This is a genomic window from Bradyrhizobium centrolobii, from assembly GCF_001641635.1.
GTDB lineage: Bacteria > Pseudomonadota > Alphaproteobacteria > Rhizobiales > Xanthobacteraceae > Bradyrhizobium > Bradyrhizobium centrolobii.
The window spans coordinates 166,841-193,784 of record NZ_LUUB01000062.1; the positions used below are offsets into that span (position 1 = coordinate 166,841).

At 65.1% G+C, this 26,944-nt stretch carries 26 protein-coding genes; 13 read left to right on the forward strand and 13 right to left on the reverse strand.

The window, feature by feature from the left end; genetic code table 11:
• From AYJ54_RS19915 to AYJ54_RS19930, 4 genes are all read right to left on the reverse strand, one after another.
• A partial coding sequence (locus AYJ54_RS19915; RefSeq protein WP_063701394.1) for a carbohydrate ABC transporter permease occupies positions 1 to 830 on the reverse strand: 830 nt, incomplete at its 3' end.
• Positions 827 to 1,699 carry a carbohydrate ABC transporter permease gene (locus tag AYJ54_RS19920; protein WP_063701396.1) on the reverse strand — a complete coding sequence of 291 codons (873 nt, stop codon included), beginning with the start codon at positions 1,697 to 1,699 and terminating at the stop codon, positions 827 to 829. The genes AYJ54_RS19915 and AYJ54_RS19920, both read right to left, overlap by 4 nt.
• A 94-nt stretch (positions 1,700 to 1,793) precedes the next feature.
• Positions 1,794 to 3,179, reverse strand: coding sequence for an ABC transporter substrate-binding protein (locus AYJ54_RS19925; protein ID WP_063701398.1), 1,386 nt, complete (start codon positions 3,177 to 3,179; stop codon positions 1,794 to 1,796).
• 204 nt (positions 3,180 to 3,383) lie between these two features.
• A complete protein-coding gene (locus AYJ54_RS19930; protein ID WP_063701400.1) occupies positions 3,384 to 5,312 on the reverse strand; it encodes an AsmA family protein in 1,929 nt (642 codons plus the stop codon).
• A gap of 264 nt (positions 5,313 to 5,576) precedes the next feature.
• Here AYJ54_RS19930 and AYJ54_RS19935 point away from each other — a divergent pair, with 264 nt between their 5' ends.
• Both AYJ54_RS19935 and AYJ54_RS19940 read left to right on the forward strand, forming a co-directional pair.
• Positions 5,577 to 6,284 (forward strand): CoA transferase subunit A, encoded by a 708-nt coding sequence (locus tag AYJ54_RS19935; RefSeq protein ID WP_063701485.1) that lies wholly within the window; start codon positions 5,577 to 5,579, stop codon positions 6,282 to 6,284.
• A gap of 15 nt (positions 6,285 to 6,299) precedes the next feature.
• A complete protein-coding gene (locus AYJ54_RS19940; RefSeq protein ID WP_063701403.1) occupies positions 6,300 to 6,950 on the forward strand; it encodes a CoA transferase subunit B in 651 nt (216 codons plus the stop codon).
• Positions 6,951 to 7,406: 456 nt separating this feature from the next.
• Here the strand turns inward: AYJ54_RS19940 and AYJ54_RS19945 are convergent, their stop codons facing one another.
• The 3 genes from AYJ54_RS19945 to AYJ54_RS19955 all read right to left on the reverse strand — a co-directional run bounded on the left by AYJ54_RS19945 (position 7,407) and on the right by AYJ54_RS19955 (position 9,875).
• Positions 7,407 to 8,285 (reverse strand): SUMF1/EgtB/PvdO family nonheme iron enzyme, encoded by an 879-nt coding sequence (locus tag AYJ54_RS19945; protein ID WP_063701406.1) that lies wholly within the window; start codon positions 8,283 to 8,285, stop codon positions 7,407 to 7,409.
• Between the two features lie 52 nt (positions 8,286 to 8,337).
• Positions 8,338 to 9,435: a copper-containing nitrite reductase gene (gene nirK, locus AYJ54_RS19950; protein ID WP_063701487.1), complete on the reverse strand. Its 1,098-nt coding sequence runs from the start codon at positions 9,433 to 9,435 to the stop codon at positions 8,338 to 8,340.
• A gap of 233 nt (positions 9,436 to 9,668) precedes the next feature.
• On the reverse strand, positions 9,669 to 9,875 hold the full coding sequence (locus AYJ54_RS19955) for a hypothetical protein (protein WP_063701409.1): 207 nt from the start codon (positions 9,873 to 9,875) through the stop codon (positions 9,669 to 9,671).
• Positions 9,876 to 10,053: 178 nt separating this feature from the next.
• Between AYJ54_RS19955 and hemN the strand changes: the two genes are divergently transcribed.
• Both hemN and AYJ54_RS19965 read left to right on the forward strand, forming a co-directional pair.
• Positions 10,054 to 11,406 (forward strand): oxygen-independent coproporphyrinogen III oxidase, encoded by a 1,353-nt coding sequence (gene hemN, locus AYJ54_RS19960; RefSeq protein WP_063701412.1) that lies wholly within the window; start codon positions 10,054 to 10,056, stop codon positions 11,404 to 11,406.
• Between the two features lie 261 nt (positions 11,407 to 11,667).
• Positions 11,668 to 11,865 carry a DUF1858 domain-containing protein gene (locus AYJ54_RS19965; RefSeq protein ID WP_063701414.1) on the forward strand — a complete coding sequence of 66 codons (198 nt, stop codon included), beginning with the start codon at positions 11,668 to 11,670 and terminating at the stop codon, positions 11,863 to 11,865.
• A gap of 117 nt (positions 11,866 to 11,982) precedes the next feature.
• Here the strand turns inward: AYJ54_RS19965 and AYJ54_RS19970 are convergent, their stop codons facing one another.
• On the reverse strand, positions 11,983 to 12,693 hold the full coding sequence (locus tag AYJ54_RS19970; protein WP_063701417.1) for a Crp/Fnr family transcriptional regulator: 711 nt from the start codon (positions 12,691 to 12,693) through the stop codon (positions 11,983 to 11,985).
• 134 nt (positions 12,694 to 12,827) lie between these two features.
• Here AYJ54_RS19970 and AYJ54_RS19975 point away from each other — a divergent pair, with 134 nt between their 5' ends.
• Positions 12,828 to 14,039, forward strand: coding sequence for an NnrS family protein (locus tag AYJ54_RS19975; protein WP_063701419.1), 1,212 nt, complete (start codon positions 12,828 to 12,830; stop codon positions 14,037 to 14,039).
• Between the two features lie 236 nt (positions 14,040 to 14,275).
• Here the strand turns inward: AYJ54_RS19975 and AYJ54_RS19980 are convergent, their stop codons facing one another.
• Complete coding sequence (locus AYJ54_RS19980) at positions 14,276 to 15,313, reverse strand: AraC family transcriptional regulator (protein ID WP_063701423.1); 1,038 nt, start codon at positions 15,311 to 15,313, stop codon at positions 14,276 to 14,278.
• A gap of 204 nt (positions 15,314 to 15,517) precedes the next feature.
• Between AYJ54_RS19980 and AYJ54_RS19985 the strand changes: the two genes are divergently transcribed.
• Positions 15,518 to 16,150, forward strand: a complete 633-nt coding sequence (locus AYJ54_RS19985) for a response regulator transcription factor (protein ID WP_063701426.1) — start codon at positions 15,518 to 15,520, stop codon at positions 16,148 to 16,150.
• Between the two features lie 165 nt (positions 16,151 to 16,315).
• Positions 16,316 to 18,001, forward strand: a complete 1,686-nt coding sequence (locus tag AYJ54_RS19990) for a mucoidy inhibitor MuiA family protein (protein WP_063701429.1) — start codon at positions 16,316 to 16,318, stop codon at positions 17,999 to 18,001.
• Between the two features lie 240 nt (positions 18,002 to 18,241).
• Here AYJ54_RS19990 and AYJ54_RS19995 read toward each other — a convergent pair whose 3' ends face one another.
• The 4 genes from AYJ54_RS19995 to AYJ54_RS52520 are packed head-to-tail and all read right to left on the reverse strand — an operon-like array spanning position 18,242 to position 21,308.
• Positions 18,242 to 19,051, reverse strand: coding sequence for a heme ABC transporter ATP-binding protein (locus tag AYJ54_RS19995; RefSeq protein ID WP_063701432.1), 810 nt, complete (start codon positions 19,049 to 19,051; stop codon positions 18,242 to 18,244).
• A complete protein-coding gene (locus AYJ54_RS20000; protein ID WP_063701434.1) occupies positions 19,048 to 20,145 on the reverse strand; it encodes a FecCD family ABC transporter permease in 1,098 nt (365 codons plus the stop codon). Before AYJ54_RS20000 ends, AYJ54_RS19995 begins: the two co-directional genes overlap by 4 nt.
• Positions 20,142 to 21,095 (reverse strand): heme/hemin ABC transporter substrate-binding protein, encoded by a 954-nt coding sequence (locus tag AYJ54_RS20005; RefSeq protein WP_063701436.1) that lies wholly within the window; start codon positions 21,093 to 21,095, stop codon positions 20,142 to 20,144. Before AYJ54_RS20005 ends, AYJ54_RS20000 begins: the two co-directional genes overlap by 4 nt.
• Before the next feature lie 6 nt (positions 21,096 to 21,101).
• Positions 21,102 to 21,308 (reverse strand): hemin uptake protein HemP, encoded by a 207-nt coding sequence (locus AYJ54_RS52520; protein ID WP_063701438.1) that lies wholly within the window; start codon positions 21,306 to 21,308, stop codon positions 21,102 to 21,104.
• A gap of 253 nt (positions 21,309 to 21,561) precedes the next feature.
• Between AYJ54_RS52520 and AYJ54_RS20015 the strand changes: the two genes are divergently transcribed.
• The 6 genes from AYJ54_RS20015 to AYJ54_RS20040 all read left to right on the forward strand — a co-directional run.
• Positions 21,562 to 23,910 carry a TonB-dependent hemoglobin/transferrin/lactoferrin family receptor gene (locus AYJ54_RS20015; protein WP_082905752.1) on the forward strand — a complete coding sequence of 783 codons (2,349 nt, stop codon included), beginning with the start codon at positions 21,562 to 21,564 and terminating at the stop codon, positions 23,908 to 23,910.
• A gap of 96 nt (positions 23,911 to 24,006) precedes the next feature.
• Entirely contained in the window at positions 24,007 to 24,339 is a 333-nt protein-coding gene (gene hmuQ / locus AYJ54_RS20020; RefSeq protein WP_063701441.1) for a heme-degrading protein HmuQ, read from the forward strand.
• Between the two features lie 30 nt (positions 24,340 to 24,369).
• Entirely contained in the window at positions 24,370 to 24,885 is a 516-nt protein-coding gene (hutX, locus tag AYJ54_RS20025) for a heme utilization cystosolic carrier protein HutX (protein WP_063701443.1), read from the forward strand.
• Between the two features lie 32 nt (positions 24,886 to 24,917).
• Entirely contained in the window at positions 24,918 to 25,697 is a 780-nt protein-coding gene (gene exbB, locus AYJ54_RS20030) for a tonB-system energizer ExbB (protein WP_063701445.1), read from the forward strand.
• 3 nt (positions 25,698 to 25,700) lie between these two features.
• Positions 25,701 to 26,150 carry a TonB system transport protein ExbD gene (gene exbD / locus AYJ54_RS20035; RefSeq protein ID WP_063701447.1) on the forward strand — a complete coding sequence of 150 codons (450 nt, stop codon included), beginning with the start codon at positions 25,701 to 25,703 and terminating at the stop codon, positions 26,148 to 26,150.
• On the forward strand, positions 26,150 to 26,944 hold a 795-nt coding region (locus AYJ54_RS20040), incomplete at its 3' end, for an energy transducer TonB (protein WP_063701449.1). The genes exbD and AYJ54_RS20040, both read left to right, overlap by 1 nt.

The window sequence follows — 26,944 nt, forward strand, 5'->3', positions numbered from 1 at the left end:
GTGAGCCCGCCCACCATGTAGCGGCGGAAGGCGTAGTAGATCGCGGCTGGCGGCAGCGCGTAGATGAAGCCGGTGGTCATCAGCAGCTCCCAGGGCGAGTCGTCGGCGGCGAGGAAGTTGCCGAGGGCGACGGGGAGCGTGATCTCGCGGTCGTTCGACAGCAGCAGGAACGCGTAAAGATATTCGTTCCAGGCGAGCAGCACCGCATAGGTGCCGATCGCGACCAGCGAGGGCATCATCAGGGGCAGGTAGACCAGGCGGAAGATCTGGAGCGTGGTGGCGCCATCCATCACCGCGGCCTCATCGAGCTCGACCGGCAGCTTGTCGGACGCCTGCTTCAGAACCCAGATCGCATAGGGCGAGGCGATCGTGACCATCGCCAGGATCAGCGACCAGTGATTGTTGAGCAGGCCGTAGTTGCCCATGGTGCGGTACATCGGCACGGCGAGGAACGCCGCGGGGATGAAATAGGTGAAGAGCGCCAGATTCATCACGACGCGTCCGCCGGGCACGCGCAGCCGCGAGATCGAGAATGCCGCAGCGGTGGCGATGAACAGCGTCAGCGCGCCGACCGAGGCCGCGATCAAGGTCGAATTCCAGAACTGCACATAGAAGTCGCGCAGGAAATAATGCTGCTGATTGAACACGATCGAGAAGTTGTGCAGCGTCGGATGGTCCGGCCACAGCTTGCCCGAGAACGCGTCCTCCTTCGGGGAGATCGCGAACAGGAACATGTGGTAGATCGGGATCATCGTCCAGAGGAAGACGGGAATACCGATCAGCAGCAACCGCGCTTCGGTCGCGACTTCGCGCAAGGTGGGGAGCTTCATCGCGACAACCGTTTCATCATGAAGTACACGAGCGGCAGCACGAACGGCATCGCGCAGACGATGGAGGCCATCGCAAGCGAGAGCTGGTCGAGCCGGAGATAGCGGATGCCGAGGGTTGCCAGCACGTGGGTCAAATCGGCCGGTCCGCCGCCGGTGAGCAAATAGACGCTGTTGAAGTCGCCGAGCGTCCAGATCATCGAGAGCAGCGTGCAGGTGACATAGAGCGTCTGCATCGACGGCCAGGTGATGTAGCGGAATTTCTGCCACCAGCTGGCGCCGTCGACTTCGGCGGCCTCGAACAAGTCGTGTGAGATCGCAAGGCGCCCGGTGATCAGGATCAGCGTCCAGAACGGCAGCGATTTCCAGATGTGGACGCCGATCGCCATGGCCAGCGCCACCGTCGGATCGTTGAGCCAGTTCGGGCCGTCGTCCCCGGTGAGACTGAAGATGATGTGGTTGACCATGCCCCATTCGGGATTGAGCATGAAGCGAACCGACAGGATGGTCGGGATCGACGGCACCGCCCAGGGCAGGATGAAGATCACCGAGAGCCATTTGATCCAGGTGCGCTGCTGGGCGAAGAAGCCGGACAGGAATAGCGCGATCAGCATCTTGATGTTGATGCCGATGACCAGGAAGATCAGCGTGTTGACCGCGGCGCGCGCGAAGATCGGATCGTTGTAGAGCGCGACATAGCTCGCCGGATGGCGCGCCAGCCACAGCCCGTAGCAGACGGGATAAACGACGAAGGCGAGAAAGACCAGGAAATAGGGTGCGAGCAGCACGATGCCCCAGACCTGCGCCGGGGTCAGCCGCGACGACAAGGGTGGTGAGGGGATTGACTGATCGCCAGAGAGCGTGATCGCCATTCTTTCGAACTCTTTGAAAAGGCTGCCGGCCGCGCTAGGCGGCCGGTGATGGTCTATCACCTCTCCCCGCAGCGCGGGGAGAGGTGAGGATGGTTTAGCCCGCGACCTGCTTGATGCGGGCGATCAGTTCGTCGACGGCCTTGTCAACCGGGACCTTCTCGCTCACCACCCGGTTCATCGCCTTGGCCCAGACGTTCTCGTTGTTCAGGATCGTGAACTTCCAGTTCTTGGTGAAGTCGAACGGCGCGGTGCCGCCCGTGAACTGGTTATAGACCGCCTTGCGATGCTTGTCGGCCTGCCAGAACCGGCTGGCCTGGCTTTCCTTCGTCACCGGGAACCAGCGGCCGAGGGCGCCCTCGATATAGGGACGGACGTTCTCTTCCTGGAGCAGGAAGCCGAGGAACTGCTTGGCCTCGGCCTTGTTCTTGGCCGCGGTGAAGATCAGGCCCGTTTTGACGTCGGAGCGGTACTTGATCGTCGATCCATCCGGCGCCTTCGGGAAGGACGCGGTGATGATGTCCTGCTCATAGGCCTTCTTGCCGGCTTCGCGCTGCTCGGGCGTGAGCGCCTGGTTCTGGGAATCCTCGTACCACTTCGCCGCGATCGAGATCGTGAAGTTGTGCGTCATCACGATCGTCTTGTTGTGGAAGGCGACGTTGTTGTCCGGATCCTTCCAGGTCGTGGACGACGGCGGCGTGCAACCCTTGATGTAGGTCTCGGTGTAGTCCTTCATCGCCTTGATCAGGTCATCGCGGACCTTGGGATCGTCGACCAGGAGCTTGCCGTCGTCGTCGACCAGCTTGACGTGATAGGCGTCCATGAAGGTGTAGAACGACTGGAAGGCGTCGGTCGATTCCACGCCCATCGGCTGGCCGACTGCATAGATGCGCTGGCCGGTCGCCTTACGGATCGCCGGCTGCACCTTGTCGCACCAGAACGTCCAATAGCCGTTCCAGTCGGTCGGGATGTCGCTCTGCTTGAACCCCGCCTTCTCCAGCATGTCGTTCCAGATCTGGACGTGCATGCTCTGCTGCTTCAGCGGGAAGCCGTAATAGGCCTTCTTCTTGGCGACGTCGTTGTAGAGGATCGACGCTTCCAGCGTGTTCGGTGCGAACCGATCCTTGATCGGCTCCATGACATCAGACAGATCCTCGAGCTTGCCCTCGTAAGCCCACTTGCCCTGCGCCTGCACGTCATAGCTGTCGGAATAGGCGATATCCGGCACGGTGCCGGCATCGAGCGCGGCCACCGTCTTCGGAATCATGTCCTGAATGGCATACTGCGACAATTCGACCTTGATGCCGGTCTTCTCTTCAAACTTCTTGATGGCCGCGATCAGCGCGTCGTCTTCGGACCGATAGAAGCCCTTGCCCCACCAGACGGTGATCGTCTTCTGCTGCGCAAATGCGGGTGCGCTGGCCGCAAACAGCCCGACCGCAGCAACCGCGAGTGAAAATGCGCCAATAACCTTGGATCTCACGTTTTTCTCCCTCAAACGACCGGCCTTTTAACCGGTTAGCTAAAACACTAGCGCATGGGCATTAGCCGATCTAGCGGCTTCTTGTCCAACCTAGGTCTGGGGTGGAGGCCTGTGGAGATGCGTTAGCCGCGCATCGATCCAAACGCCGCATCAATTCGCCCTGATTAATTCGCGTTAATGGATTCGCGCGATCGAACGGCGTTCTCAGTTCGACTTCGCGCTCTCTTTGGCGTTTTCCGCCGTGGGCGAGCCTTCCGGCGCCGGGCGCTTTCCGCCGCCGGTCATGCGCTCGATCGCGGAGCGCACGGCATCGCTGCCCTTGCGGTCCTTCAGCATGTCGAGCAAGGGGGCCGATGCCGGCGAGCGGCGGATCAGGCTCTCCGGATCGGGGAAGATCAACGGATCGTCCCAGGGCCCCTGCACCACGAAGGGCAATTCGAAGCCCGACGTGCCGTTGAGGCTCGCCACGCCCTTCATGTCGTACTCGCGCGTCGGCACCGATGCGGTGCCGGTCAGCGTGATCTTGGCGGCAGGTCCTTCGACGCGGATGTCCTCGGCTGTGGCTATCCCGTCGGCGAACTTCACCGCGATGGTGAGATTGTCATAAGGCGTCGAGCCGTTGCGGAAATTGCCGCCGCCCGACAGCGGCCGCCGCTCCAGCCGCTTCAGGAGCTGCTCGGCATTGAAGCCCGAAATCGCGCCGTCATGCCCGACCACGCTGGCCGTGCCGTCGAGCGACTGCACGAGGCCGAACGGGCTCGAGCCGGAGGCAACGAGCGACACGTTGATGGTGCCTCGACCGGACAGCTTGTTGATGCCGAACAGTTCGGACGCGCAGGCCTGGAGATCGACGTCGGCGAACTGGAATTGCGCCTTGACGTCGGCGACGGTGTCCGAACGCGCAATGCCGAACGAGCCCTTGGCGATGCCGCCATAGACCTGCGCCTCGCCGACGGAGAGCGCCAGCGTGCCGTTGCGCAGGTTCGCGCCGATCGCGGTGCGGCCGAGTTTCGATGGTCCGACCGTCAGCCGTGCCGCCGACAGGCGCATGTCGAGGTCGGTGGTCGACAGGCCGTTGAGATCGAACAGCTGCCTGTTCCAGTCGCGCGCGCCGCTCGCGAGCAGGCGGAAGGTGGAGATGTAGGGCGTGAAGTCGAGCGTATCCGCAGCCAGCGTCGCCTGGAGCGTCTGCCGGCCGTTATTGGCGTAGGTCATCACGCCCTCGGCGACGTTGCCGTCGAGCTCGACATTGACGTTGGTGAGCGCGATCGAGGCGCCGACGACATTGGCGCGCGCCTTCAGCGCGAAGCGGCCGAAGCCGCCGCTGCCGGGCTGCGGCTGGCCGGTCCAGCGCAGCGCATTGCGCAAGGACGGGCTGTCGATGGTGAGGGTGCCCTCCATCATCGGACTGGTGCGGTTGGCGACGCTGCCGTCGAAGGCGAGCTTGAGCGGCGCGCTGGCGATCCGCGCCTTCAGCCCCGAGCGATCGCCGGAGAGGGCGGCGACGAAATCGGCGAAGCTGATCGAGCCGTCGACGCGCTCGCCGCGCCAGTCGAACTGCCCGGTTGCGGCGAAGGACCGCGAGATCGAGGGCCAGGCCAGCGACAGGTCGATGTCCTCGAGATGCTCGGAGGCGTGGGTGGCGACGTCTTCGTAATCGAGGACGCCGTCCTGGATCCTGATCTCGGAGAACGAGACCTGGTTGTCGGCGCCGGGCTTCATCGTGCGCGCGATGGTCTGGATGAAAGGCGTCCAGTTGCTCTCGCCGTCCGGCTTGAGGCTGACATGGATGTGCGGCCGCAGCAGCATCAGGTCGGCGATCTCGAACCGTTGCAGGAGCAGCGGCAGCAGCCGCAAATTGGCCGTGAGCACGTCGACATGCAGTGCGGGATCGCTGGTGCCGCCGCCCTTGAGGCCGACATCGTGGAATGAGATGTAGCTTGCCGGCACGAGCGAGATGTCGATCGCGCCTGCGACATTGAGCTCGAGCCCGGTGACGTCGCGGATCTGTGCTTCCACCGCACTGCGCAGCGCCTCACGATTGATGAGCCATGAGGTCGCGATCAGGGCGATCAGCGCCACGCCGAGCAGTGCCGCGATCGGCGTCCCGAGGCGCTTCATTCCTTGGGCCATGGTCAATGGCATGTCCTGATCGGGTTGGTCGTTGGAGCCGGGAGGGCGGGCCGGGAGACCAGCGCACCCTCGCCCAACCCCCGCAACTTGATGGGTTTTCTTGTCGCTTTCAAGGCCGCGGAGCGGTTATGCCCACGGGGCGGGCAGCTTCTATCACCCGGCGGCGGGGCGGAGAACCCCGTATCATTGACGGCCTCGGAGCATTTCGCCTAATAATCGCCGCGAATGAAGGCGCACGACGCCGCTAAGCCGAAGGTTTCCTGCATGAACAAGGTCTATCCCGACGCGAAGTCGGCTCTCGACGGCATTCTGAAAGACGGCATGATGATCATGTCCGGCGGCTTCGGCCTCTGCGGTATCGCCGAGGAGCTGTCGGACGCAATCCGCGCGGCCGGCGTCAAGGGCCTGACGGTTGTCTCCAACAATGCCGGCGTCGACGGCATCGGCCTCAGCCGCCTGCTGGAAACCCGGCAGATCAAGAAGATGATCTCGTCCTATGTCGGCGAGAACAAGCTGTTCGCCCAGCAATTCCTCGCCGGCGAGCTGGAACTCGAATTCAACCCGCAAGGCACGCTCGCCGAGCGCATCCGCGCCGGCGGCGCCGGCATCCCGGCCTTCTACACCAAGACCGGCGTCGGCACGCTGATCGCCGAAGGCAAGGAAGTGAAGGAGTTCGACGGCGAGAAGTACCTGATGGAGCGCGGCCTGTTCGCCGACCTCGCCATCGTGCATGCCTGGAAGGGCGACACCGCCGGCAACCTCATCTACCGCAAGACCGCGCGCAACTTTAACCCGATGATGGCGACCGCCGCCAAGATCACGGTGGCCGAGGTCGAGCATCTGGTTCCGGCCGGCGAACTCAACCCCGACCACATCCACACGCCCGGCATTTTCGTGAAGCGCATCGTCGAGGTCGGCACGGCCAAGAAGCGCATCGAATTCCGCAACACCCGCCCGCGCCCGGCAGCTTAAGATCAGGAGAGCGACATGGCCTGGACCCGTGAACAGATGGCCGCGCGCGCCGCGAAGGAATTGCGTGACGGCTACTACGTCAATCTCGGCATCGGCATCCCGACGCTGGTTTCGAACTACATCCCTGACGGGATGGACGTCAGCCTCCAGAGCGAGAACGGCATGCTCGGCATGGGACCGTTCCCCTATGAGGGCGAGGAAGATGCCGACCTCATCAATGCCGGCAAGCAGACCGTGAGCGAGCTGCCGTCGACCGCCTATTTCTCCAGCGCGGATTCCTTCGGCATGATCCGCGGCGGCCACATGGATCTCTCCATCCTCGGTGCCATGCAGGTCGCCCAGAACGGCGATCTCGCCAACTGGATGATCCCCGGCAAGATGGTCAAGGGCATGGGCGGCGCGATGGACCTCGTCGCCGGCGTCAAGCGCGTCGTCGTCGTGATGGAGCATTCCGCCAAGGACGGTCCGAAGCTCCTGAAGAAATGCGACCTGCCGCTGACCGGTGAGCGGGTGGTCGACATGGTGGTCACCGATCTCGCCGTCTTCACCATCGACAAGCACGGAGATGGCGGCATGGCCCTGATCGAGCTCGCCGACGGCGTCTCGCTCGACGAGGTCAAGGCCAAGACCGAAGCGGAATTCCGCGTCGCGCTGAAAAACACCTGAGATAGCGGTCGCGAATGATCGTGAAATGGCCGGGCTTCGTCCCGGCCATTTTCGTTCCAGCTCGTAGGGTGGGCAAAGGCGCGAAGCGCCGCGCCCACCGTCTTTCCGCGTTTGCGGCAGCAATGGTGGGCACGCTTCGCTTTGCCCACCCTACGGCTGTCATGCCCCGGCTCGACCGGGGCATCCAGTACGCCGCGGCTTATCCGTATTCGTCACCGCCTCTGGAATACTGGATCGCCCGCTTGCCGCCTACGCTAAAGCTTCGGCGGCCCTAGACCTCAGCCCCGGCGAAGCCTTGGCGTAGCCGGGTCGCGGGCGATGATAGTGATCTCGTCATTGCGAGCGCAGCGAAGCAATCCAGAGTCTTGTCGCGGAGACGGTCTGGATTGCTTCGCTGCGCTCGCAATGACGGAGTGTGGAATGCCGCCGTTGCTCCTCCAATTCACCCATCGCGCGTTACGACCTCGCCGCCCACAACTTGCCGAGCCGCGCCGACACGCCCGCGACCAACGACGGCGCCTCGCGCACCAGGCGGAAGCCGAGATTGGCGGGCGGCACGCCCTGCGCGCAGCCGCCGGCGCGGGCGTCGCGGACGAAGTCGGTGACGTAGGCGCGGTGGGCGCCTTCGGCGACACGCACGCCGCAGTTCACGGTCTGCGGCGCGGGCTTGCCGCTCTCGTCGAGACGCGAGCGCACGAAGCAGGTCGAGGTCCACTCCCAGACATTGCCGGCGAGATCCTCGATACCGTGCTCGTTCAGGCCAAATTGGCCGAATGGATAGGCCGCCGTGTCCGAGAGGTCGCGATCGGACTCGCGCTCGTAGCGGCTGATCCAGCGTTTTGCAGGATCGCTCGCATCGACCGGCAATCCGTCGTCCTTGAATCTGCGGCCTGCGGCGAACGCCCATTCCTCGTCGCTGGGAAGGCGATAATGCGCGCCGGTGCTGTGCGACAGCCAGCCGGCATAGGCGACGGCATCGTGCCAGCTCACCTGCACCGCGGGGCGATCGGGCGCGACCACGACGCCGCGGTCGAGCGCGCGGCACGCGCCGTCCTGCACGCAGAGCTGATAATCGGATGACGACACCTGATGCCGCATGATGTGAAGCGGCCGGTTGAACCGCACTGAGCGCAGTGGCGCCTCCGCCTGCTGGCCGCCGCGGGTGAAGTCGCCCGCTGCGCGATAGGAGAAGCCGCCTGCGGCGATCTCGACGATCGCCGGCTCCCCCTGTGTGCGGTGTGTCGTCATGTCGGAGACCAGGGGCGTAACGGCCAGCGGCCCCGCAAGCCCCGCCGCACAGGCGAGCGCCAGTTTGAGCTTGAATGCGATCAGCATGATTGTCCCCTCAAAGAAGAGGGGGCCGGTGATCACCGGCCCCTTGTCGCGTCTAGTTGGTGTTGGGAGCCGGAACCTCCGCAGGCGCCTTCACCTGCGTCATCAGGTCGTCGTTCCACTTGCCTTCGACCTTGAAGTGCGCAGTGGCACCGAGATCGGCCGCCTCGATCAGATTATGCGTGACATAGGCGTAGATGCCGGGTTGCAGGAATTTGTACATCGCCGCTCCCGCCGAGCCGCCGCGGATGAACCAGGTCTCGAGTCCGGTCTCCGGTGCATTGGAGAATTTTCCGGTCTCCCAGACATAGTCGCCATGGCCGCCGATCAGATGCGGACGGCTGTCGCGGTTGGCCTGCGAATGCACGATCAGCACGTTCTCGCCGACATTGGCTTTCAGCGCGTTCTTGCCGGTGAGCGCGCCGACCTTGCCGTTGAACACGACATGGCTAGGGATCAGCTTCTTCATCACCTCCTCGGTGTCGCTATAGGCCTCGCCCGGCGAGTCGTAGGACTTGAAGTTGCCCTTCTCGTCGCGCGGCACATACATGTCCTGCTCGCCGATGTAGTAGACCTTGTCATACTTCAGCGCGTGGCCCTTGCCGTCGTTCAGCCCGTCGCGCGGCAGCACCATCACGGCGCCGTTCATGCCGGAGACCACGTGCCATGGGATCATCGGGCCGCCCGGCGCGCAGTGATAGACGAACACGCCGGTGCGGGTCGCCTTCCAGCGCAGCACGACCTGTTCGCCGGGATTGACCAGCGTAAGCTCGGCGCCGCCGAGCGCGCCGGTCGCGGAGTGGAAGTCGATGTTGTGCGGCATGGTGTTGGTCGGCGGATTGACGAGCGTGACTTCGACATAGTCGCCCTCATGCACGACCATCAGCGGTCCCGGCATCGAGCCGTTGAACGTCATGGCCTGGAAGGTGGTGCCCTTGTCGTCGATGACAACCTTCTTCTCCTCGATCGTGAGCTTGAACTCGACGATCCAGGGGCCTTGCGTGGTGGCCTGCTCATGCGCATGCACGAACGGCGGTGCGACCAGCTCGACCTTCTGCCGCGGTAGCTTCAGATCGCTCGCGGCGAAGGCGGGTGCCGCCAGCATGAGGGCGGTCGCGGCGGCGCTGATCAATGCGGCTCTGCGGGTGAACATCGGAAGCATCCTTCATCTGAAAAGGTTTTGATGACGGGATGCAGTGTGCGCCGATTGCAGCAAGAGTGTTTGCGCTGCAACAAGCTTTTGCCGGATTCGACTCCGCAACAATCCCTAGGAGGTTTACCCGAGAAGCGCCGGCGACACTCTGCCATGACCGCACGCGCAGCGCGGTACGAACTGCGCCAGCAGCAACTCGTTCGCATCTCTAACTGTGGATGTCGCGATGCGGACTAGAGCAGCCGGATCGCGAGCCAGACCGTCCCCCAGGCCGCAAGCGCCAGTGCTGCGAAGATCGAGGCCATGACGGCCAGCACGCGCAGCAAATGGCCGGCACCGCTTGAGGGTGCTGCCGGCACGGGGCGGAAGTCGTCGAAGCGCGGGATGTGACCGCGAACGCCGAGCAGCCAGAGAACGAGATCGAGCGCGAACGGCGCCATGGTGTCATCTCCGGAGGAATAAATGATTAAACGTGACGATGGCGCAGATCTGGCGCTCGAACTTTGAGCAAGCGCAAGGTCTGCCGCCGGAAACCGGGTAAATGCGAACCGCATCCGGGACTTGATCCGGAACTTGCCGCGACATCCGAAGCGGCCGACATCGACGAATGGACGGGACATGAGAGCTGATCTCGCGGTGAGCTACGGCGAGGAACGTCTGCCACGCTACACGAGCTATCCGACCGCACCGCATTTCTCGCGCGCCATCGGCGCGGACACCTACGCGACGTGGCTGGCCGAAATTCCGACCAATGCCAGCGCTTCGCTTTATCTGCACGTGCCGTTCTGCCGTGAGATGTGCTGGTACTGCGGCTGCCACACCCAGATCGTACGCCGCGACGGGCTTATCGCCGCCTATCAGCGGACGCTCGGCAGCGAGATCGAGCTGGTCGCCGCAACCGTCGGCCGCCGCATCAAGGTCGAGCACATCCATTTCGGCGGCGGCACGCCGACGATCATGGCGCCGGAAGCCTTTGCCGAGCTGATGGCGACGATGCGAAGAGCGTTCTTCGTGCCGCCGTCGGCCGAAATCGCGGTCGAGATCGATCCGCGGACGCTGACCGCCGACATGGTCGAGGCTATGCGGCTGTCCGGCGTCAACCGCGCGAGCCTCGGCGTGCAGAGTTTTGACCCTGTCGTGCAGCGCGCGATCAATCGCGTGCAGAGCTTTGAGCAGACCGCCTCCGTCGTCGACATGCTCAGGCGCGCCGGCATCCAGGGGATCAATTTCGATCTCATCTACGGCCTGCCGCACCAGACCGTCGCCTCCTGCCTCGACACGGTGCGGCGCGCTCTCACGCTCGCGCCCGAGCGCTTCTCAGTGTTCGGCTATGCGCATGTGCCTGATTTCAAGAAGCACCAGCGCATGATCGATAAGAGCGTCCTGCCCGACGGGCCCGCCCGTCACGACCGGGCCTGCGCGATCGCCAACGCGCTGAAGGAGGCCGGCTATGTGCAGATCGGGCTGGATCATTTCGCCAAGGCAGATGACTCCATGGCCGTGGCCTTGAGGGAGCGGACGCTGCGGCGCAATTTTCAGGGATACACCACCGACACGAGCGAGGTGCTGCTCGGCTTCGGCGCCAGCGCGATCGGGCATCTGCCGCAGGGCTATGTCCAGAACGAGGTGCCGATCGGCGCCTATTCGCAAAGCATCGCCGCCGGCCGCCTGGCCACCGCTAAGGGATATGGACTTACCGACGACGACCGGCTGCGCGCCGACATCATCGAGCGGATCATGTGCGAGTTCAGCGCCGATCTCGGCGCGATCTGCGCGCGTCATGGCGCCGCTGCCGAGGCGATGCTGAACTCGGCGCCACGGCTGAAGTCGCTGGTCTCCGACGGAGTCGTCCGCCTCGATGGTGACCGCCTCGCCGTCGCCAAGGATGCGCGCTTCCTGGTTCGCAGCGTCGCGGCTGCGTTCGATGCGCATCTCGATGCGGCGAAGCAGCTGCATAGCAGGGCGGTGTAGCTTTTCTCTTCGTCATTCCGGGGCGCGCCGCCCGAACTCGGGTTTACCCGAATTCGGCAGACCTGAAGATCCAAGTCGGCAATAGCCGACCTGGATGGCGCGAACCCGGAATCCATCGCGCAACATGTGACAAAAATGGATTCCGGGCTCGCGCCAAGAGGCGCGCCCCGGAATGACGAGTTGGGGACTTCGCATCAGCTTGCGCTTCGACAAAGATGCCGCCGGTGGCTTCGCTATCGTCGTTTCGGAACGGAGTTGTCCATGCCCTTCCGATCCGACGATCTGGTCGATGACATCATGCGCACGGCGCCACACACGATCCGGGTGTTTCTCGCGTTCAGAATGGCCTGTGTCGGCTGTCCGATCGCGACCTTCCACACGGTGGACGATGCCTGCCGCGAGCATGGCATTGACCGCGACAAATTCCTGGCCGCGCTCTGCGATTGCGTGCCGGCGTGAGGCGGGATTGGAATTCGCGCGGGCGCGCGGATTCCCGGGTGAGGGAGAGCTTTCGCCGTAAGTGAAAGCACCCTCGCCCCTGGCTTCAGAGGCGGAGGAGGCACGGTCGAACTGCCCTCACGCCGGTCCGCTGTCCGGGTTCCGCTCTGCCAGGATGACGATCTTGTGCGGGTCGCGCAGGATGATGCGCTGGCGGCCGCTCTCGACGAGGCCTTGGCTCTCCCAGCCGCTCAGGATGCGGCTAACCGTATGCAGCGTGGTACCGGTCATCTGAGCGATGTCCTGGCGGCTGATCGGAAAATCGATCTCGATGCCATGGTCGAGCTTTTTGCCGGATTGTTTGGCGAGCCGCAGCAGCGCATGCGCCACGCGCTGCTCGACCTGCTGTGTCGACATTTCCAGGATGCGGGTGTGGCTTTCCTGAAGGCGCGAGCCGACGGTGAGCAGCGTGCTGCTGGCAAGCGATGGAAACCGCTCGACCAGCCGCGGCCAGGCGGCGGTCGGCCAGATCAGGACCACGCTGTCGTCGACGGCAGTCGCTGTCGCCGGATACTGCGCAAGCCCGATCGCCATTGCGATCCCAAACGTCTCGCCGGGGGCGACGTAGCGCACCACGATCTGCTCGCCGGTGGGCGTGGTCTTGGCCGCGCGCACATGGCCGTGCAGCAGCAGGAAGAAGGCGTGCGCGTCCGCGCCCTGTTCGAAGATGGCGCTGTTCTTAGGATAGCGCGCCGAGCGGGCTTCCCGCAGGATCTCCTCGAGGTCCTCGGCCTTGAACCCCGCAAACAGCGGCAAATGTGCAACCAGCGACGTATCGACTTTTGCCATGCTGCCTCCAAATGCGCGGCGTTTCGGAGTGTGATTGCACCTTCAATCGTCCCATAGTTTGCGATAGCGCAAAACGGGCCGGCCGGGCGGCGGTATTTTTCCTGATAACGGTCCGACTTCTCTGGAGTTGCCCTATGGCTGGCGCCCGATCCCGCAATCCGCAAGGCTGGCCGCTGTTTGCCAATAGTTTCCGCCCCTTTTTCCTGCTCGCCGCGATCCAGGCCGCGCTGTCGATCCTGGTCTGGCTGCCGATGTTCTATGGCGGGTTGTCGCTGACCTCGGCCTTTGCGCCGCGCGACTGGCATGTCCATGAAATGCTCTATGGCTTCCTGCCGGCGGTGATCACCGGGTTCCTGTTCACGGCGATTCCGAACTGGACCGGGCGATTGCCGATCCAGGGTCCGTCGTTGGGCGCTCTGGTGGCGGTCTGGTTCGCCGGCCGTATCGCGGTAACCCTGTCGGCCGAGCTCGGTTGGGCCTTCGCGCTCGCAATCGATGCCGCATTCCTCGCGCTGGTCGTCGCCGCCGCAACCGGCGAGATCATCGCCGGCGGCAATTGGCGCAACCTGCCCGTGGTGGTGCTCGTGCTCGTTCTGCTTGCCGGCAACGTTGCCTTTCATCTCGAAGCGCACTACGAGGGCGCGGCCGACGTCAGCATCCGTGTGGGTGTCAGTGTGGTCGTGCTGCTGATCTCGCTGATCGGCGGCCGCATCATCCCGAGCTTCACCCGCAACTGGCTGGTCAAGGTCAATCCCGGCCGCCTGCCGGTGCCATTCGGCCGCTTCGACGGCGCGGTGATCGGATGCAGCGCTCTGGCGCTCATCTGTTGGATCGTGGCGCCGCTGAGCGCCGTCACCGGTATCGCGATGGCCGTCGTCGGCACGCTGCATCTGGTGCGGCTCGCACGCTGGGCCGGCGACCGCACCTCGCGTGAGCGGCTGCTGCTGATCCTGCATGTCGGCTACGTCTTCGTTCCGCTCGGCTTTCTCCTGCATGCGGCGGCCGTCTTCGGCGCATTGCCGCCGAGTGCCGGCATTCACGCCTGGATGGCGGGCGCGGCCGGCGTCATGACGCTCGCGGTGATGACGCGCGCGAGCCTCGGCCATACCGGGCAGGCGCTGACGGCCTCCGTGGCGACGCAAGCGATCTATGCCGCGATCATCATCGCGGCGCTGGCGCGTGTTGCTGCTGTGGTATGGCCGGCGCATGGCGATCTGCTGCTGCATGTCGCCGCCTGCGGCTGGATCGTCGCCTTCCTCGGCTTTGCCATCGCGTTCGGTCCGCTGCTCTTCGGCAGCCGCTTGCACGCGCTGGCCACGGTGCGCGCGGTCGCCCCGGCGCGCTGACTTAAGCCGCGATAAATTTCGATTGAAGCGATGCGGCGAGGAAGGGTGCTTCACCTCTCCCAGAGGGAGAGGTCGGATCGCATCGAAAGATGCGATCCGGGTGAGGGGTTACAGTCTCACTGAGCGCCGCGGCCCCTCACCCGGATTGCACTGGACGATGCTTCGCATCGCCGGGCGCAATCCGACCTCTCCCCGCTGGGGAGAGGTGAACCACGAGCCGGTATTTGATCTCATGGCTAGGCTGCAGTCGCTGAGCGCACGACGGCGGGCTTCGCCGGCGGCCGTACGCCCTTTCGCCACGCGGTGATGGTGCAGCCGAAGCGGCCGCGGAACCAGCGTGCCATGGCGCTTTGCGCGGAAAAGCCGAGCTGCGTGGCGATATCCGCCAGCGGTCGGCCGGGGTCCGTGATCAACTGGGTTACGAGTTCAGCGCGGTGCGCGTCGAGGATGGCCGAGAAGCTGGTGCCGGCTTCGGCGAGGCGGCGGTGGATGGTGCGGCGAGTGCAGGCGAGGTGCTCGGCGACGCGCTCGACAGTGCAGTCGCCGGTGGCGAGCAGGGTGCGCACGACCTCGTCGACTTTCTCCTCCCAGCTTGCGGGCCGCGTTTCGATTGCCTCGATCCGCTTGCGCAGATAGCTCGCGATCAGCGGATGCGCACTTGGGATCCGGCGGTCCATGTCGTGGGCCGACAACAGGATCGCGTCGTCATCCGCGTTGAAAGTCACGGGGCAGCCGAAGAATTCGCGGTAGCGCTTGCGGTCGCGCGGCGGCGGATAGTGCAGATGGACCTCCTGCGGCCGCCAGTCATGGCCGAACAGCGACTGGATGATGCGGTGGACGCTGCCCAGCGCCATGTCGATGGACTGGCGCGGCGCGCTCGGCTGCCGGCCGCGCAGATGCAGGGTGATGGTCACGGTCTGCTTGCTGCGCGCAACGTCGAGCCGCATGCCGTCGTGATGGACATGAATGAAACGCGAGAATGCTTCGATCGCCTCGCCGATCGTCGCCTGTTCGCGCACGATCAGTCCGACCGCGCCAAAGTTGGTCAGGCCGCCGTGCTCAGCGAGGCGTAAGCCGAAATCTTCGGCACCGGAAGCTTCTGCTGACAATTCGAGCAGGCGACGCAGGCCTGAGACCGCAATGGGAACGTCGGGCCTGTCGAGGCAGGCGAGGGGAAGCCGGACCTTGCGCATCATCTGCCTGGGGTCGAGCCCGACCGACCGGGCGACCTCCGGATAATAGGTCAGGCCTGCGCTGCGAATGAGGTCGGTCATGCGAACCGTTCCTGCCAGCCATTCCCGCAGATGTCCCGAAATGTAAAATTTCTGTCCCGATCCGTCAAATCCGGGAACTGGGTGGAACATACATAAGGGAAACCGAAGCACCGGCGCCAATGCGGTGCTCATGACGGCGCGCAAGGGCGATGGGGCCCGCCGCCGTCGCGGACCATTTGACCAAGACATTGTTGGATCGGGATTATGCCGGGGAACATGCTTTCCAAGGGTGAGGTATTCGTCATCGACACCGACGCGGCCGCGCGCGAACAACTTTCAACGGCACTGCAGCAGAACGCCTATGACGTGATCTGCTTTGCCGATGGCGCGTCGTTGTTGTCGGAAGCGAAGGCGCGGATGCCGGCCTGCGTGCTGCTGGAGATGCCGCCCGATCGGTCCGGCCTCGAGGTGCTTAAGCGCCTGCGTGAGGAGAATTGCATGGCGCCCGTCCTGGTGACGTCGGCGAAGGGCAGCATCGCCATGGCGGTTGATGCGATCAAGAGCGGTGCGTTCGACTTCATCGAAAAGCCGTTCCGTACGCGCGACATCGTCGAGCGAATTGATGCTGCGATCGATGAATTCGGTCCGCCCGCTTCGAACCGAAGGCGTTGGCTGCCCGGTCGCGAGCCCCTGACGGAACGCGAGAGCGAGGTGCTCGAGCACCTCGCTGCCGGTCTCACCAACAAGGAGATCGCCCGGCGGATGCAACTGAGTGCGCGCACGATCGAGGGCTACCGCGCCAGCGTGCTCAAAAAGGCCGGGGCCAGGAACGTGACCGATCTGCTCCGCCGCATCTTCGGCCAAGGTACAGCTCAAGCGACGGTCACCCAGGGCTGAGACAGGGCCCGGCGGCGCGTTCCGTGGCCACGAACCTGCCGCAGCGCCGCCCCACGGAAACCCCAATCGAACCGGTTCCTTCCCGGCCGCGTCTCACAACGTTGGTGAGGCATTTGATCGCGCGTCCGGCTGGCGGCGCGGCGATACCGGCAGGAAGGAATTTTGATGCGCACGATCGCAAAATGTTTGGCGACGACGAGCCTGGTCCTGGTGACCACGGTTGCCGCGTTGCCGGCCTGGGCCGCCGATGTGGACGCCACATCGGCGATCGATACCGTCACCGTCTATCCCGATGGCGCGAGCGTCACCCGCGTCATCACGCTGGACCTCTCTCCCGGTGACAGCACGCTGGTCGCCAAGGACTTTCCGCTCTCGCTCGATCCGTCCTCGCTTCGGGTCGAAGGCGAGGCGGGCGCAAAACTCACCATCGGCACGATCGACGCACGGCCGCCACGGGCGGCGCCGCCTGTCAACCTGCCCGAGCTCGACAAGCGCATCGAAGCTCTCAAGGATCAGCGCGCCGACCTGCAAGGTGCGATCGACTCGGCCACTGCGCGGCGCAAGTTCGCGCAGCACTTTGCCGAAGCCTCTCCCGCCGGCCTCGGCGACAAGGGCGAGGCTCGGCCGATCACCGAATGGCGCGCGGCCTTTGCCGCGGTCGCCGAGGAGATCGCCACCGCCGACACCACGATCCGTGACGCTGCGCGAAAACAGCGCGAGATCGATCGCCAGATCGCGCAACTGGAGGCCGAGCGCTCCGCCAAGCCGCCGAGCAAGCTGGAGGTGCGGATCGACGTGGCCGCAGCAGCCGCAACGAAGGCGACGTTGCGGGTGACCTATGCCGTGCGCAATGCGCGCTGGGTGCCGCTCTATGACGCCCGGCTCGACACCGGCGCCAAGGACCGCAAGCCGCAGTTGGAGCTGGTCCGCCGCGCCGAGATCACGCAATCGACCGGCGAGGACTGGTCCAATGTCACACTCGGCGTTTCCACGGTTCGTATCGCTCGCGGCGGCAGCGCGCCCGAGCTGAACTCGCTGATCGCGCAATATCCGCAAGTGCCGAAGCCGCTGGCGCTGGGCACGGCATCGGACCTGGCGCGGCCTGCGCCAACCTTCCGCAATCGCTCGGCGCAGTTCGAGCCTATGTCCAAAGCCGCCGAAGCGCCCGAGCCGCGCGAGCGCGCCGACGAGCAGCAGGCCGTCGCCGAGATCGGCGACTTCCAGGCGACGTTCAGCATTCCCGGCCGCGTCAGCCTTGGCGCCGCGGAGGGCGCCAAAAGCCTGCGCATCGCCTCGACGACCGTGCCGGCCGATCTCGCGGTCCGTGCAGCGCCGGTCGTGGACCCCACCGCCTTCCTCGAAGCCAGCTTCAAGCAGACGGATGAGGCGACGCTGTTGCCGGGCAAGGTCGCGATCTATCGCGACGGCATCTTCGTCGGCCGCGGCAAGATCTCGGCTTCGGCCAGGGAGGAGACCGTGCGGCTCGGCTTCGGCGCCGACGACAAGGTCAAGATCGAACGTGCCGTGCTCAAGCGCAACGAGGGCTCGGCCGGCCTCTTGGTCACGACGTCGAAGACCGACGAGCGCGCGTTCAAGACGACCGTTCGCAACGGCCACGATTTCCCGATTCGCGTGGCGATCGAGGATCAGCTGCCGGTCAGCGAGAACGAGGACATCATCGTCGAGATGCTGCCATCGACCACGCCGCCGACCGCAAGCAATATCCGCGACAAGCGCGGCGTGCTGGAGTGGTCGTTCGACGCCAAGCCCGGCGAGGTCAAGGACATCAACTTCGCCTGGCGCATCCGCTGGCCGAAGGACAAGGGCATGGTGATCGTGCCGGCAGGCTAGGATTGCTGGCCACGAAGGACGTGCGCTCCCTCTCCCGCTTGCGGGGGAGGGCTGGGGTGGGGGTGTTTCCGCAATCGACACTCCCAATGTGGAGCGAACCCCCACCCGGCGCTTCGCCATAGCCGAGGCTCGCCTCGGCGTCCCTTAGAGGACGGCCGCCGAAGGCGGCCTATGCCTCCCCCGCAAGCGGGAGAGGTGCAGTGAGCCCGCGGTTGATCGATCGCCCAGAGTTATCGAGCTTTAGAGAATTGATCGAGATGGCGGCGCCGCGCGCATCGATTGCGGCAGCACGTAAGGCACGCCGTCTTCGGCCTGGTGGACGACGGCGTCGATCTCGAAGATGTCGCGGATCGTCTCGCGCGTGACGACGTCGGCGCGCGGACCGTCAGCCGCGAGCCGGCCCCCGTTCAGCACGACGAGCCGGTCGGCGAAGCGGATCGCGAGATTGAGGTCGTGCAGGATCGCGATGACAGCGGTGCCGGCTGTCGCGCGGCGCCGCGCCGCTTCGACGAGATCGATCTGGTGGCGCAAATCGAGGCTCGATGTCGGCTCGTCCAGCAGCAACAGGCCGGGCCCGTGCGCAACCTCGCCGCAGGCGAGCTGCACCAGCACGCGGGCGAAATGGGCGCGCTGCTGCTCGCCGCCCGACAGCGTCGGCAATTGTCGTTCACGAAAATGCGCGAGGCCCACCTCGTGCAGGGCGGCGTCCACCAGCCCGCCGGCCTCGCGCGGGCGATCCCCCGCACCCATCAGCACGATCTCCTCGACGGTGAAGGGGAAGGTGACGTTGACGTGCTGCGAGAGCATCGCGCGGTGACCCGCAAGCTCGCGCGGCGTGAAGCTCCGGATGTCACGCTGCTTCAGCCGGACCTCGCCCTGGCTCGGGCGGAGATCGCCGGACAGCAGCCTCAGCAGCGTCGATTTGCCCGCGCCGTTCGGGCCGATGATGGCGACCATCTCGCCCGCGGTGACGGTCAGGTCGACCGCATCGAGCAGCGTCGCGCGGCCGGCGCGTTTGGTCAAAGCGTGTGCCTCGATCACGGCGCTCATAGTGAGGCGAGCCCGCGTTGCCGCAGCAGAATCCCCAGGAAGACCGGCGCGCCGACCGCGGCGGTCAAAATGCCGATCGGCATCTCCGCGGGCGCCACGATGGTGCGTGCCAGCGTGTCGGCGCCGACCATCAGGATCGCGCCGAGCAGCACGGAAGCCGGCAGCAGCAGGCGGTGCGCCGGTCCGATGACGAGGCGCAGCAGATGCGGCACTACGATGCCGACGAAGCCGATGACGCCGCTGATCGACACCGCGACGCCGGTCATGGCCGAGACCATCACGATCGAGATCCGCTTCAGGCGCTCGACGTCGACCCCGCCATGAAAGGCGTCGGCTTCGCCGAGCACCAGGAGATCGAGACCGCGCGCGATGAAGGCGCAGGCAACGAGGCCAAGTGCGAGCACGGGCGCGAGTGCCGCAGCCTTGGTCCAGGTCGCGCCGCTCATCGAGCCCAGCAGCCAGAAGGTGATGTCGCGCAGCTGGCGATCATCAGCGATGAAGACCAGAAGTCCGATTCCGGCATTGGTGATGGCGGTGATGGCGACGCCGGCGAGCAGGAAGATCGCGATCGAGGTCCGTCCGGCGCGGCTGCTGATGCCGTAGAGGATCGCGGTCGTCAGCAGCGAGCCTGCGAAAGCGGCAAGCGGCAGCAACTCGGTCTGGAGGAAACGCAGCGTCCCGCCGAAGCGCGAATCAGTGAAGACGATCGCAGCCGCTGCCGCGAGCGCGCCGCCGCTGGAGACGCCGACCAGAGCGGGATCGGCGAGCGGATTTCGGAACAGCCCCTGCATGATCGCGCCGGCCGCAGCGAGCAGGCCGGCGACCATGGCGGTCGCCGCGATCCGCGGAATGCGGATCGACCACAGCACGAGCTGGTCGCGGGCTGTTACGGCGTCAACCGCTCCGTCACGGACGAAACCGAGTGCGGCAGGCAAACGACTGAGGGGAATGCCGGCCGCGCCGACGGTCAGTGCGACGATCGCGGTGGCTGCGAGGACTGCGAGCAGAAGGGGAATAGCAACGGACGCGGATCGTTTGCGCGCGCCAGCGTGTCGTCGCGGATTATGCGCCTTGGTCCCGGTCGCCACGCTCATTGCCGGCAATTCGCCGCCGATAGGGCCGAGGTGAACGTGCCGCCCTGTGCGGCCAATCCTGGATAGAGCCTGACCGACAGATCGCGCGCCGCCGCCGCGGTGCGCGGGCCAAAGCCGAGCAGATAAAGTCCGTCCATCGTGATGAAGGCCTTGTTGGCCGCGACCGGTGTCAGGGCGAAGCCGGGATGCGTATAGACCGCCTCGGCCTGGAGCGAATCCTTGCCGCGGTCGATCGATAGCACCACGTCGGGCTTCGCCGCCACGATCGCCTCGTCGCCGATGATCTTGTAGCCGTCGTAATCGTCGACGGCGTTGGCGGCGCCCGCGAGCTGGATGATCTCGTCGGCCGCGGTCTTGTGGCCGGCGACCATCGCCCGCCCATTCTGAAGCGACATCACGAACATCACCCGCACCGGCTTCGTCACCTTGGCGCGGAGCGCGCGAAGCTGCGCGAGATCGGCACTGACCGCATCGCTGAGGCACGCGGCGCGCGCATCGACGCCCATGGCGTGGCCGACCAGCCTGATCTTCTCGATCAGGCCTTCCTCCGAGAACGTTTCAGGCACCAGCACCAGCGGCACCTTCGCCGTCTCCAGGACGTCCATGGTCTCGCGCGGGCCCGAGCCCTGGATCGCCAGGATCAGCGTGGGGTTGAGGCCCAGCACGCCCTCCGCCGAAATCTGGCGCATGTAGCCGACATTGGGTTTGTCTTGCAGCGCCGTTGCCGGATAGAGGCTCGTGGTATCGACACCGACCAGCCGGTTCTCGAGTCCGAGCGCGTAGAGGATCTCGGTGATGGCGCCGCCGATCGAGACTGTGCGTGCGATGTCGTCGACCGCCACGTCGCGGTTGCGCGCGTCATGCACGGTGATGCCGGCGGCGTGCGCAGCGGAAGCGAGCGCGATCGTGCCGTTCAGCAGGAGATGGATGAGGGTGCGGCAAAATGTCATTGCAGGTTACTTCGTCAGGATCAGCTTGTTCTGCGAGGTCAGGCGGAGCCGATAGTTCTCCTCGCCATGCGCGATGATGATCTCGCGCTCCGCTGCAAAGATCTCCCGGCTGTCGATCCTGCTCCCTCGCATGGTCAAAGTTCTCGTTGTTGCGGAAGGGCTTTCCGCTCGCCCTGCCGCACCGCCGATGTCGTCTCCGGACGTTGCTGACATTGGTGTCGTGACGCGCTTTCGAAATTTCGGATGTGCTGTGTTTGTATAAGCGGCATCGGCGGCATTCCAACGGCTGCAATTTACAATCGATATAAATTGCAACCCCGTGACATTGACCGTCAGAGTGTTGCCACGTAACCAAACATGAGCGCAGGCCGCGTGCCTGCGTCTTCGAAAAATCAGCCAGCCAGTCGCTCGCCACGTGCGGCGCACGCCAGCCAACCAACAAAGTGAAGTGCAGGCTGGGGCTAATATGGCTGACGGGGCTAGGTATTCGCGCGCTCTGATTTTGGGCGCGTCGGTGGTTTCAATCGCGGCATTGATGACGGAGAGCGGTCTCGCGCAGACCGCTGAGCCGCTGGCCGAACGTGCATCGTCGGAACGGCCGAAGCAGGCCAAGCGCAAACAGGCCAAGCCGCAAGTCGCGCATCAGGCAACGCCTGAAGTCATGAACGCCCGCGCCCAGGCCGGCGGCACCGCGCCGGTTCAGACACTTGACACCATCACGGTCGCCGCAACGAAGACCGAGGAGCGCGCGATCGACGCGCTTGCGCCGGTCAGCTCCGTGACGCTCGACAAGATCCAGGGTCTCCAGCCGAACCGGCTGTCGGACATCTTCTACAACGTGCCCGGCGTGTCGTTCCAGGAGCGCGGCGACGATCCCGCGACCGTCATCAACATTCGCGGCCTGCAGGATTTCGGACGCGTCGCCGTGGTCGTCGACGGCGCGCGGCAGAACTATCAGCGCACCGGTCATAACGCCAACGGCTCCTTCTTCCTCGATCCCGAGCTGATCGGCGGCGTCGACGTCGTGCGCGGTCCGACCGCCAATATCTACGGCTCCGGCGCGATCGGTGGTCTTGTCTCGTTCCGCACCAAGGACATCGACGACGTGCTCCGCCCCGGCGAGCGCTGGGGTGTCGATCTCACAGGCTCCTACGGGTCCAACAACAATCGCGGCCTGGGCTCGGTGTTCGGCGGCGTGCGCGCCACGCCTGATGTCGATATCTTCGGCGGCGCGGTTTACCGCACGCAAGGCAACTACAAGGACGGCAACGGCACCGAGATCGGCAACACCGGCAACCAGGTCGAGGCCGGTCTGATGAAGCTCACGGTGCGGCCGGCTATCGGCCACGAGGTCAAGTTCGGCGCCGTCTTCCAGGACTATCAATACGACATCGGCCAGTTCAACACCGGTCCGGTGGCGACTGCAGCACAGCGCGCGCTCTATCAGGGCTCGTCGGTCTATGCTTCCGACGCCAAGAACTACACCGGCACCATCACCTGGAACTATTCGCTGCCGAGCGACAATTTGTTCGACTGGCACATGTCGATCTACGGCAATCGCACCGAGAACGACCAGACCAAGACCTATCACTATTCGACCGCTGGCGCGGCCTATTGCGGCGCGGGCGTTGCGGGCAACAATATCTCGGGCTGCGTCGGCGACAAGCGGGGCTATGTCCTCAATACGTTCGGCGTCGATGCCAACAACACCACGCGCTTCAACGTCGGCGATTGGCGCAATGCGTTTACCTGGGGCGTCGATGCGTTCCAGGACGACGTAATCACGACCGACAGCCGCGGCAATTCCAATATCACCACGCCGAGCGGCATCCGCACCGTGTCGGGCGGTTTCCTCCAGCTGAAGCAGAACTACGGCACCTGGTTCGAAGCTGTGAGCGCGATCCGCTACGACCGCTATGACCTCGACGCCGGCAAGACCAGCGCCGGCGGCGACCGCTTCTCGCCGAAGATCACCCTCGGCGTGACGCCGGTCGCGGGCTTCCAGCCCTATGTCAGCTATGCCGAAGGCTATCGTGCGCCCTCGATCACCGAGACCGTGATCTCCGGTGCGCATGCGACCGGCGGCGGACCGGCCTTCTTCGTTTGCCCGGACGGTACCTCCGGCCTGTTCTGCTTCCTGCCCAACCCGAACCTTCGTCCCGAGGTCGGCAAGAACAAGGAAGTCGGCTTCAATCTGAAGTATGACAACATCTTCAGCGCGTCCGACTCGTTCCGCGGCAAGATCAATCTCTTCCGCAACGACGTCAGCGACTACATCGATCTCGTCGCCTCGACGCCGGTCGCGACGGCGTTCGGCCCGTTCAGCCAGTTCTACCAGTACCAGAACATCGCCAATGCCCGCATCGAGGGTTTTGAGGCGGAGACGATGTACGACGCCGGCACCTGGTTCGTCGGCGTTGCCGGTCACTACATCAAGGGCAAGAACGTCGCGACCAATATCGGGCTTGCGACCATCACCCCGACCAAGGTGGTCACGACCGGCGGTGTCCGCCTGCTCGATCGCACCCTGATCCTGTCGGCGCAGTGGGCCTCGTTCGGTCCCAACAACGACGTGCCCGCGGGCTATCTGCCCGCGACCGGATACGATCTGGTCAATCTGTACCTGACCTGGAATGCGACCAAGGACGTCGTCTTCACGGCATCGATCGACAATCTGTTGAACCAGTACTACCGGCCTTACGCCATTCCCGGCAGTTCGACCGACGGCACCACGCAGAACGACGTACTGTGGTCGAGCCCCGGTCCCGGCAGGGTCTACAAGGCCGGCTTGAATATCCACTTTGGAGGAGCGTAGCCGCCGTCACCGCATGTCACCAACCTCCGCCGGGCCGCGCTGATGCTCCAGCGCGGCTTCGGGGCGCTTTCGTTTTGATGAGAAGGAGAGACTTTCATGTTCATCGCCATGAACCGGTTTCAGGTGAAGAAGGGCGCGGAGACCGCGTTCGAAACCGTCTGGGCTACGCGCGAATCCTATCTCGGCCGCATGCCGGGCTTCGTCGAGTTTCACCTGCTGAAGGGCCCGGAGGCCGAGGATCACACACTCTATTCGTCGCACACGACCTGGGTCGACAAGGCGGCGTTCGAAGCCTGGACGCGCTCGGAGGAATTTCGCCGCGCTCACGCCCGCGCCGACAACAGGACCGGCGAGAGCCTCTATCTCGGCCACCCCAAGTTCGAGGGCTTTGAGGTGATCCAGAGCGAGCGCAAGGCCGCGGCCGCCTGAGGCGGCGCTGGACTACGAGAGGAGCCTCACATGCTGAGCACGGATATTGCCGATCTCAAGGCGTACATGGCCGACAATCCCGGCGCGGTGATCGAGGACGTCGCGCGGGAGCGCAAGGTCTCGCCGCGCGCGGTGATCGAGGCGCTGCCCGCCTCCATGGTGCGTCTTGGTGGCGGCGAGCATTTCGCCGCGGCCATGCAGGACATCGCGGAGTGGGGCGAGGTCACGCTGATCGTCCACACCGAGGATGCGATCTTCGAATTCACGGGGCCGATCCCCGCGGGCGAGATCGGCCGCGGTTATTTCAACCTGATGCAACCGAAGGGACTGCACGGCCATCTCCGCCACGAGCGCTGTGCGGCCGTCGTCTTCGTCGAGCGGCCCTTCATGGGCAAGATCTCGGCCTTCGTCGCCTTCGTCAATGTCGACGGCGGCATCATGTTCAAGGTCTTCGTCGGTCGCGACGAGACCAGGGCGTTGCGGGCGGACCAGCTCGTGCGGTTTCGGCAGCTTGCCGACCGGACCGCGGCGCAGCCGGTGGCGTAGCCTCCTTCGTTTCTGTCTGTCGGGAGATCAGGATGCAGAGCAATTTCAGGCTTCGGCACATGATCGGATCCATCGTGCTGGCGCTTGCGCCAACGTCGGCCTTCGCCGCGACCGACGAGGCCCTGCTGCCGCGCAACCTGTCGCCCTGGGGCATGTTCGTCAGCGCCGACATCGTGGTGAAGGCGGTGATGATCGGGCTTGCCTGCGCTTCGCTGGTGACATGGACGGTGTGGCTCGCCAAGACCGTCGAGCTGCGCCGCAAGAGCGCGCTCGCCCGGCAGCGGACGCACGCTCTCGAGGGCAACACGACGCTGGCTGATGCGGCGGCGCGGACCGGCGATGCCCACGATGCGGTAGCCCAACTCATTCAAACGAGTGCGAAGGAGGCTGAGCTGTCCGGCGGCATCCTCGATGACGGCCTCCTGGAGCGCGTGGCGCTGCGGCTCGAGCGGGTCGAGGCCGCGACGTCCAGGCGGATCTCGCGCGGCACCGGCGTGCTCGCGACCATCGGCGCCACCGCGCCGTTCGTCGGCCTGTTCGGCACCGTCTGGGGCATCATGAACGCCTTCATCGGCATCGCCGAGAGCCACACCACGAGCCTTGCGGTGGTCGCGCCCGGCATCGCGGAGGCGCTGCTCGCCACCGCACTCGGCCTCGTCGCCGCGATCCCGGCGGTGGTGATCTACAATTACCTCGTCCGCGGCATCGCCAATTATCGCGCGCTGCTCGGCGATGCCTCCGCGCAATTGATGCTGATCGTCAGCCGCCAGCGCGAGCATCGTGATTTCCGCCTGGCGCGGGCGGCGGAGTAGGCCATGGCCGCAAAGCTTGGCGGACGCGCTGCGTCAGCGCTCAGGTCGCGCAGCGACGCGGGCGATCTCGACGTGACCCATGAGATCAACGTCACGCCATTTATTGACGTGATGCTGGTGCTCCTGATCATCTTCATGGTGGCCGCGCCGCTCGCCACCGTCGATATCGGCGTCGATCTCCCGGCGACCGCCGCCGATCCGCAGCCGCGGCCCGACAAGCCGGTCTTCGTCACCGTGATGCCGGACCTCTCGATCGCTGTTGGTGAAGACGTCGTGGCCCGCGATGCGTTCAGCACTTCGCTTGACACGGCAACCAAGGGCCGCAAGGACGAGCGCATTTATCTGCGCGCCGACAAGGCCGTCTCCTACGGCGACCTGATGGAGGTGATGAACACCTTGCGCAATGCCGGCTATCTCAAGGTCGCGCTCGTCGGCCTCGACGGACGCAACTGATGGCCGCGACGAACGCCTTCGCCCTGTACGAGCCGTTCGGCGGGCGCGAGACATCGCGCTGGGGTGTATCGGCCGCGGTGATCGTGGCGTTGCATGTTGCGGCCGCGCTGCTCGCCATGAACTGGCTGAGGTCTCAGCCGGAGCAAGGCGTCAGCCTGCCGGCGATCATGATCGACATGGCGCCGGTGACGTCGGCGCCGCAGCCGACGCAGGACGATGTCGCGCCGGGACCTCCGATGCAGGAGGCCGACGCCTCGCCGCCGGAGCCGGTGCCGCAGCAGGCCGTCGAGGAGATGATCGCGCCGACGCCGCCGCAGGAGAAGCCGGAGGTCGTGGCGCCGCCGGAGCGGAAGCTGGAGCCGACACCGGCAAGTCCCGAGCCGGCGAAGATCGTGCCGGTCGAAAAGCCCGCGCCGGCGAAGCCGAAGGCGGTTCGCCGCGAGGCGAAAAAGCCGTCGGAGGCGACCCCCGCGCCGCGCACCAGCGCACCGCCGCGTGCCGAGCGCGAGGGGCCGATGGCATCCGCAATGAGCGCAGGCGCGGTGGCTTCAGTGACCGCATCCTATAACCAACGCGTCCGCGCGCATCTGATGCGCTTCCACCAATATCCGTCCGGCGGTGGCGGTCAGCGCGGCGTTGCCAGGCTGAGCTTCACCCTCAGCCGCAGCGGACAAGTCACATCCAGCCGTCTCGGCGGCTCGTCCGGCGTCGCCGCTTTCGACGCCCAGGCCATGTCGATGATCCGCCAGGCCTCGCCGTTTCCGCCGATCCCGGACGAGATCAAGAACGGCTCG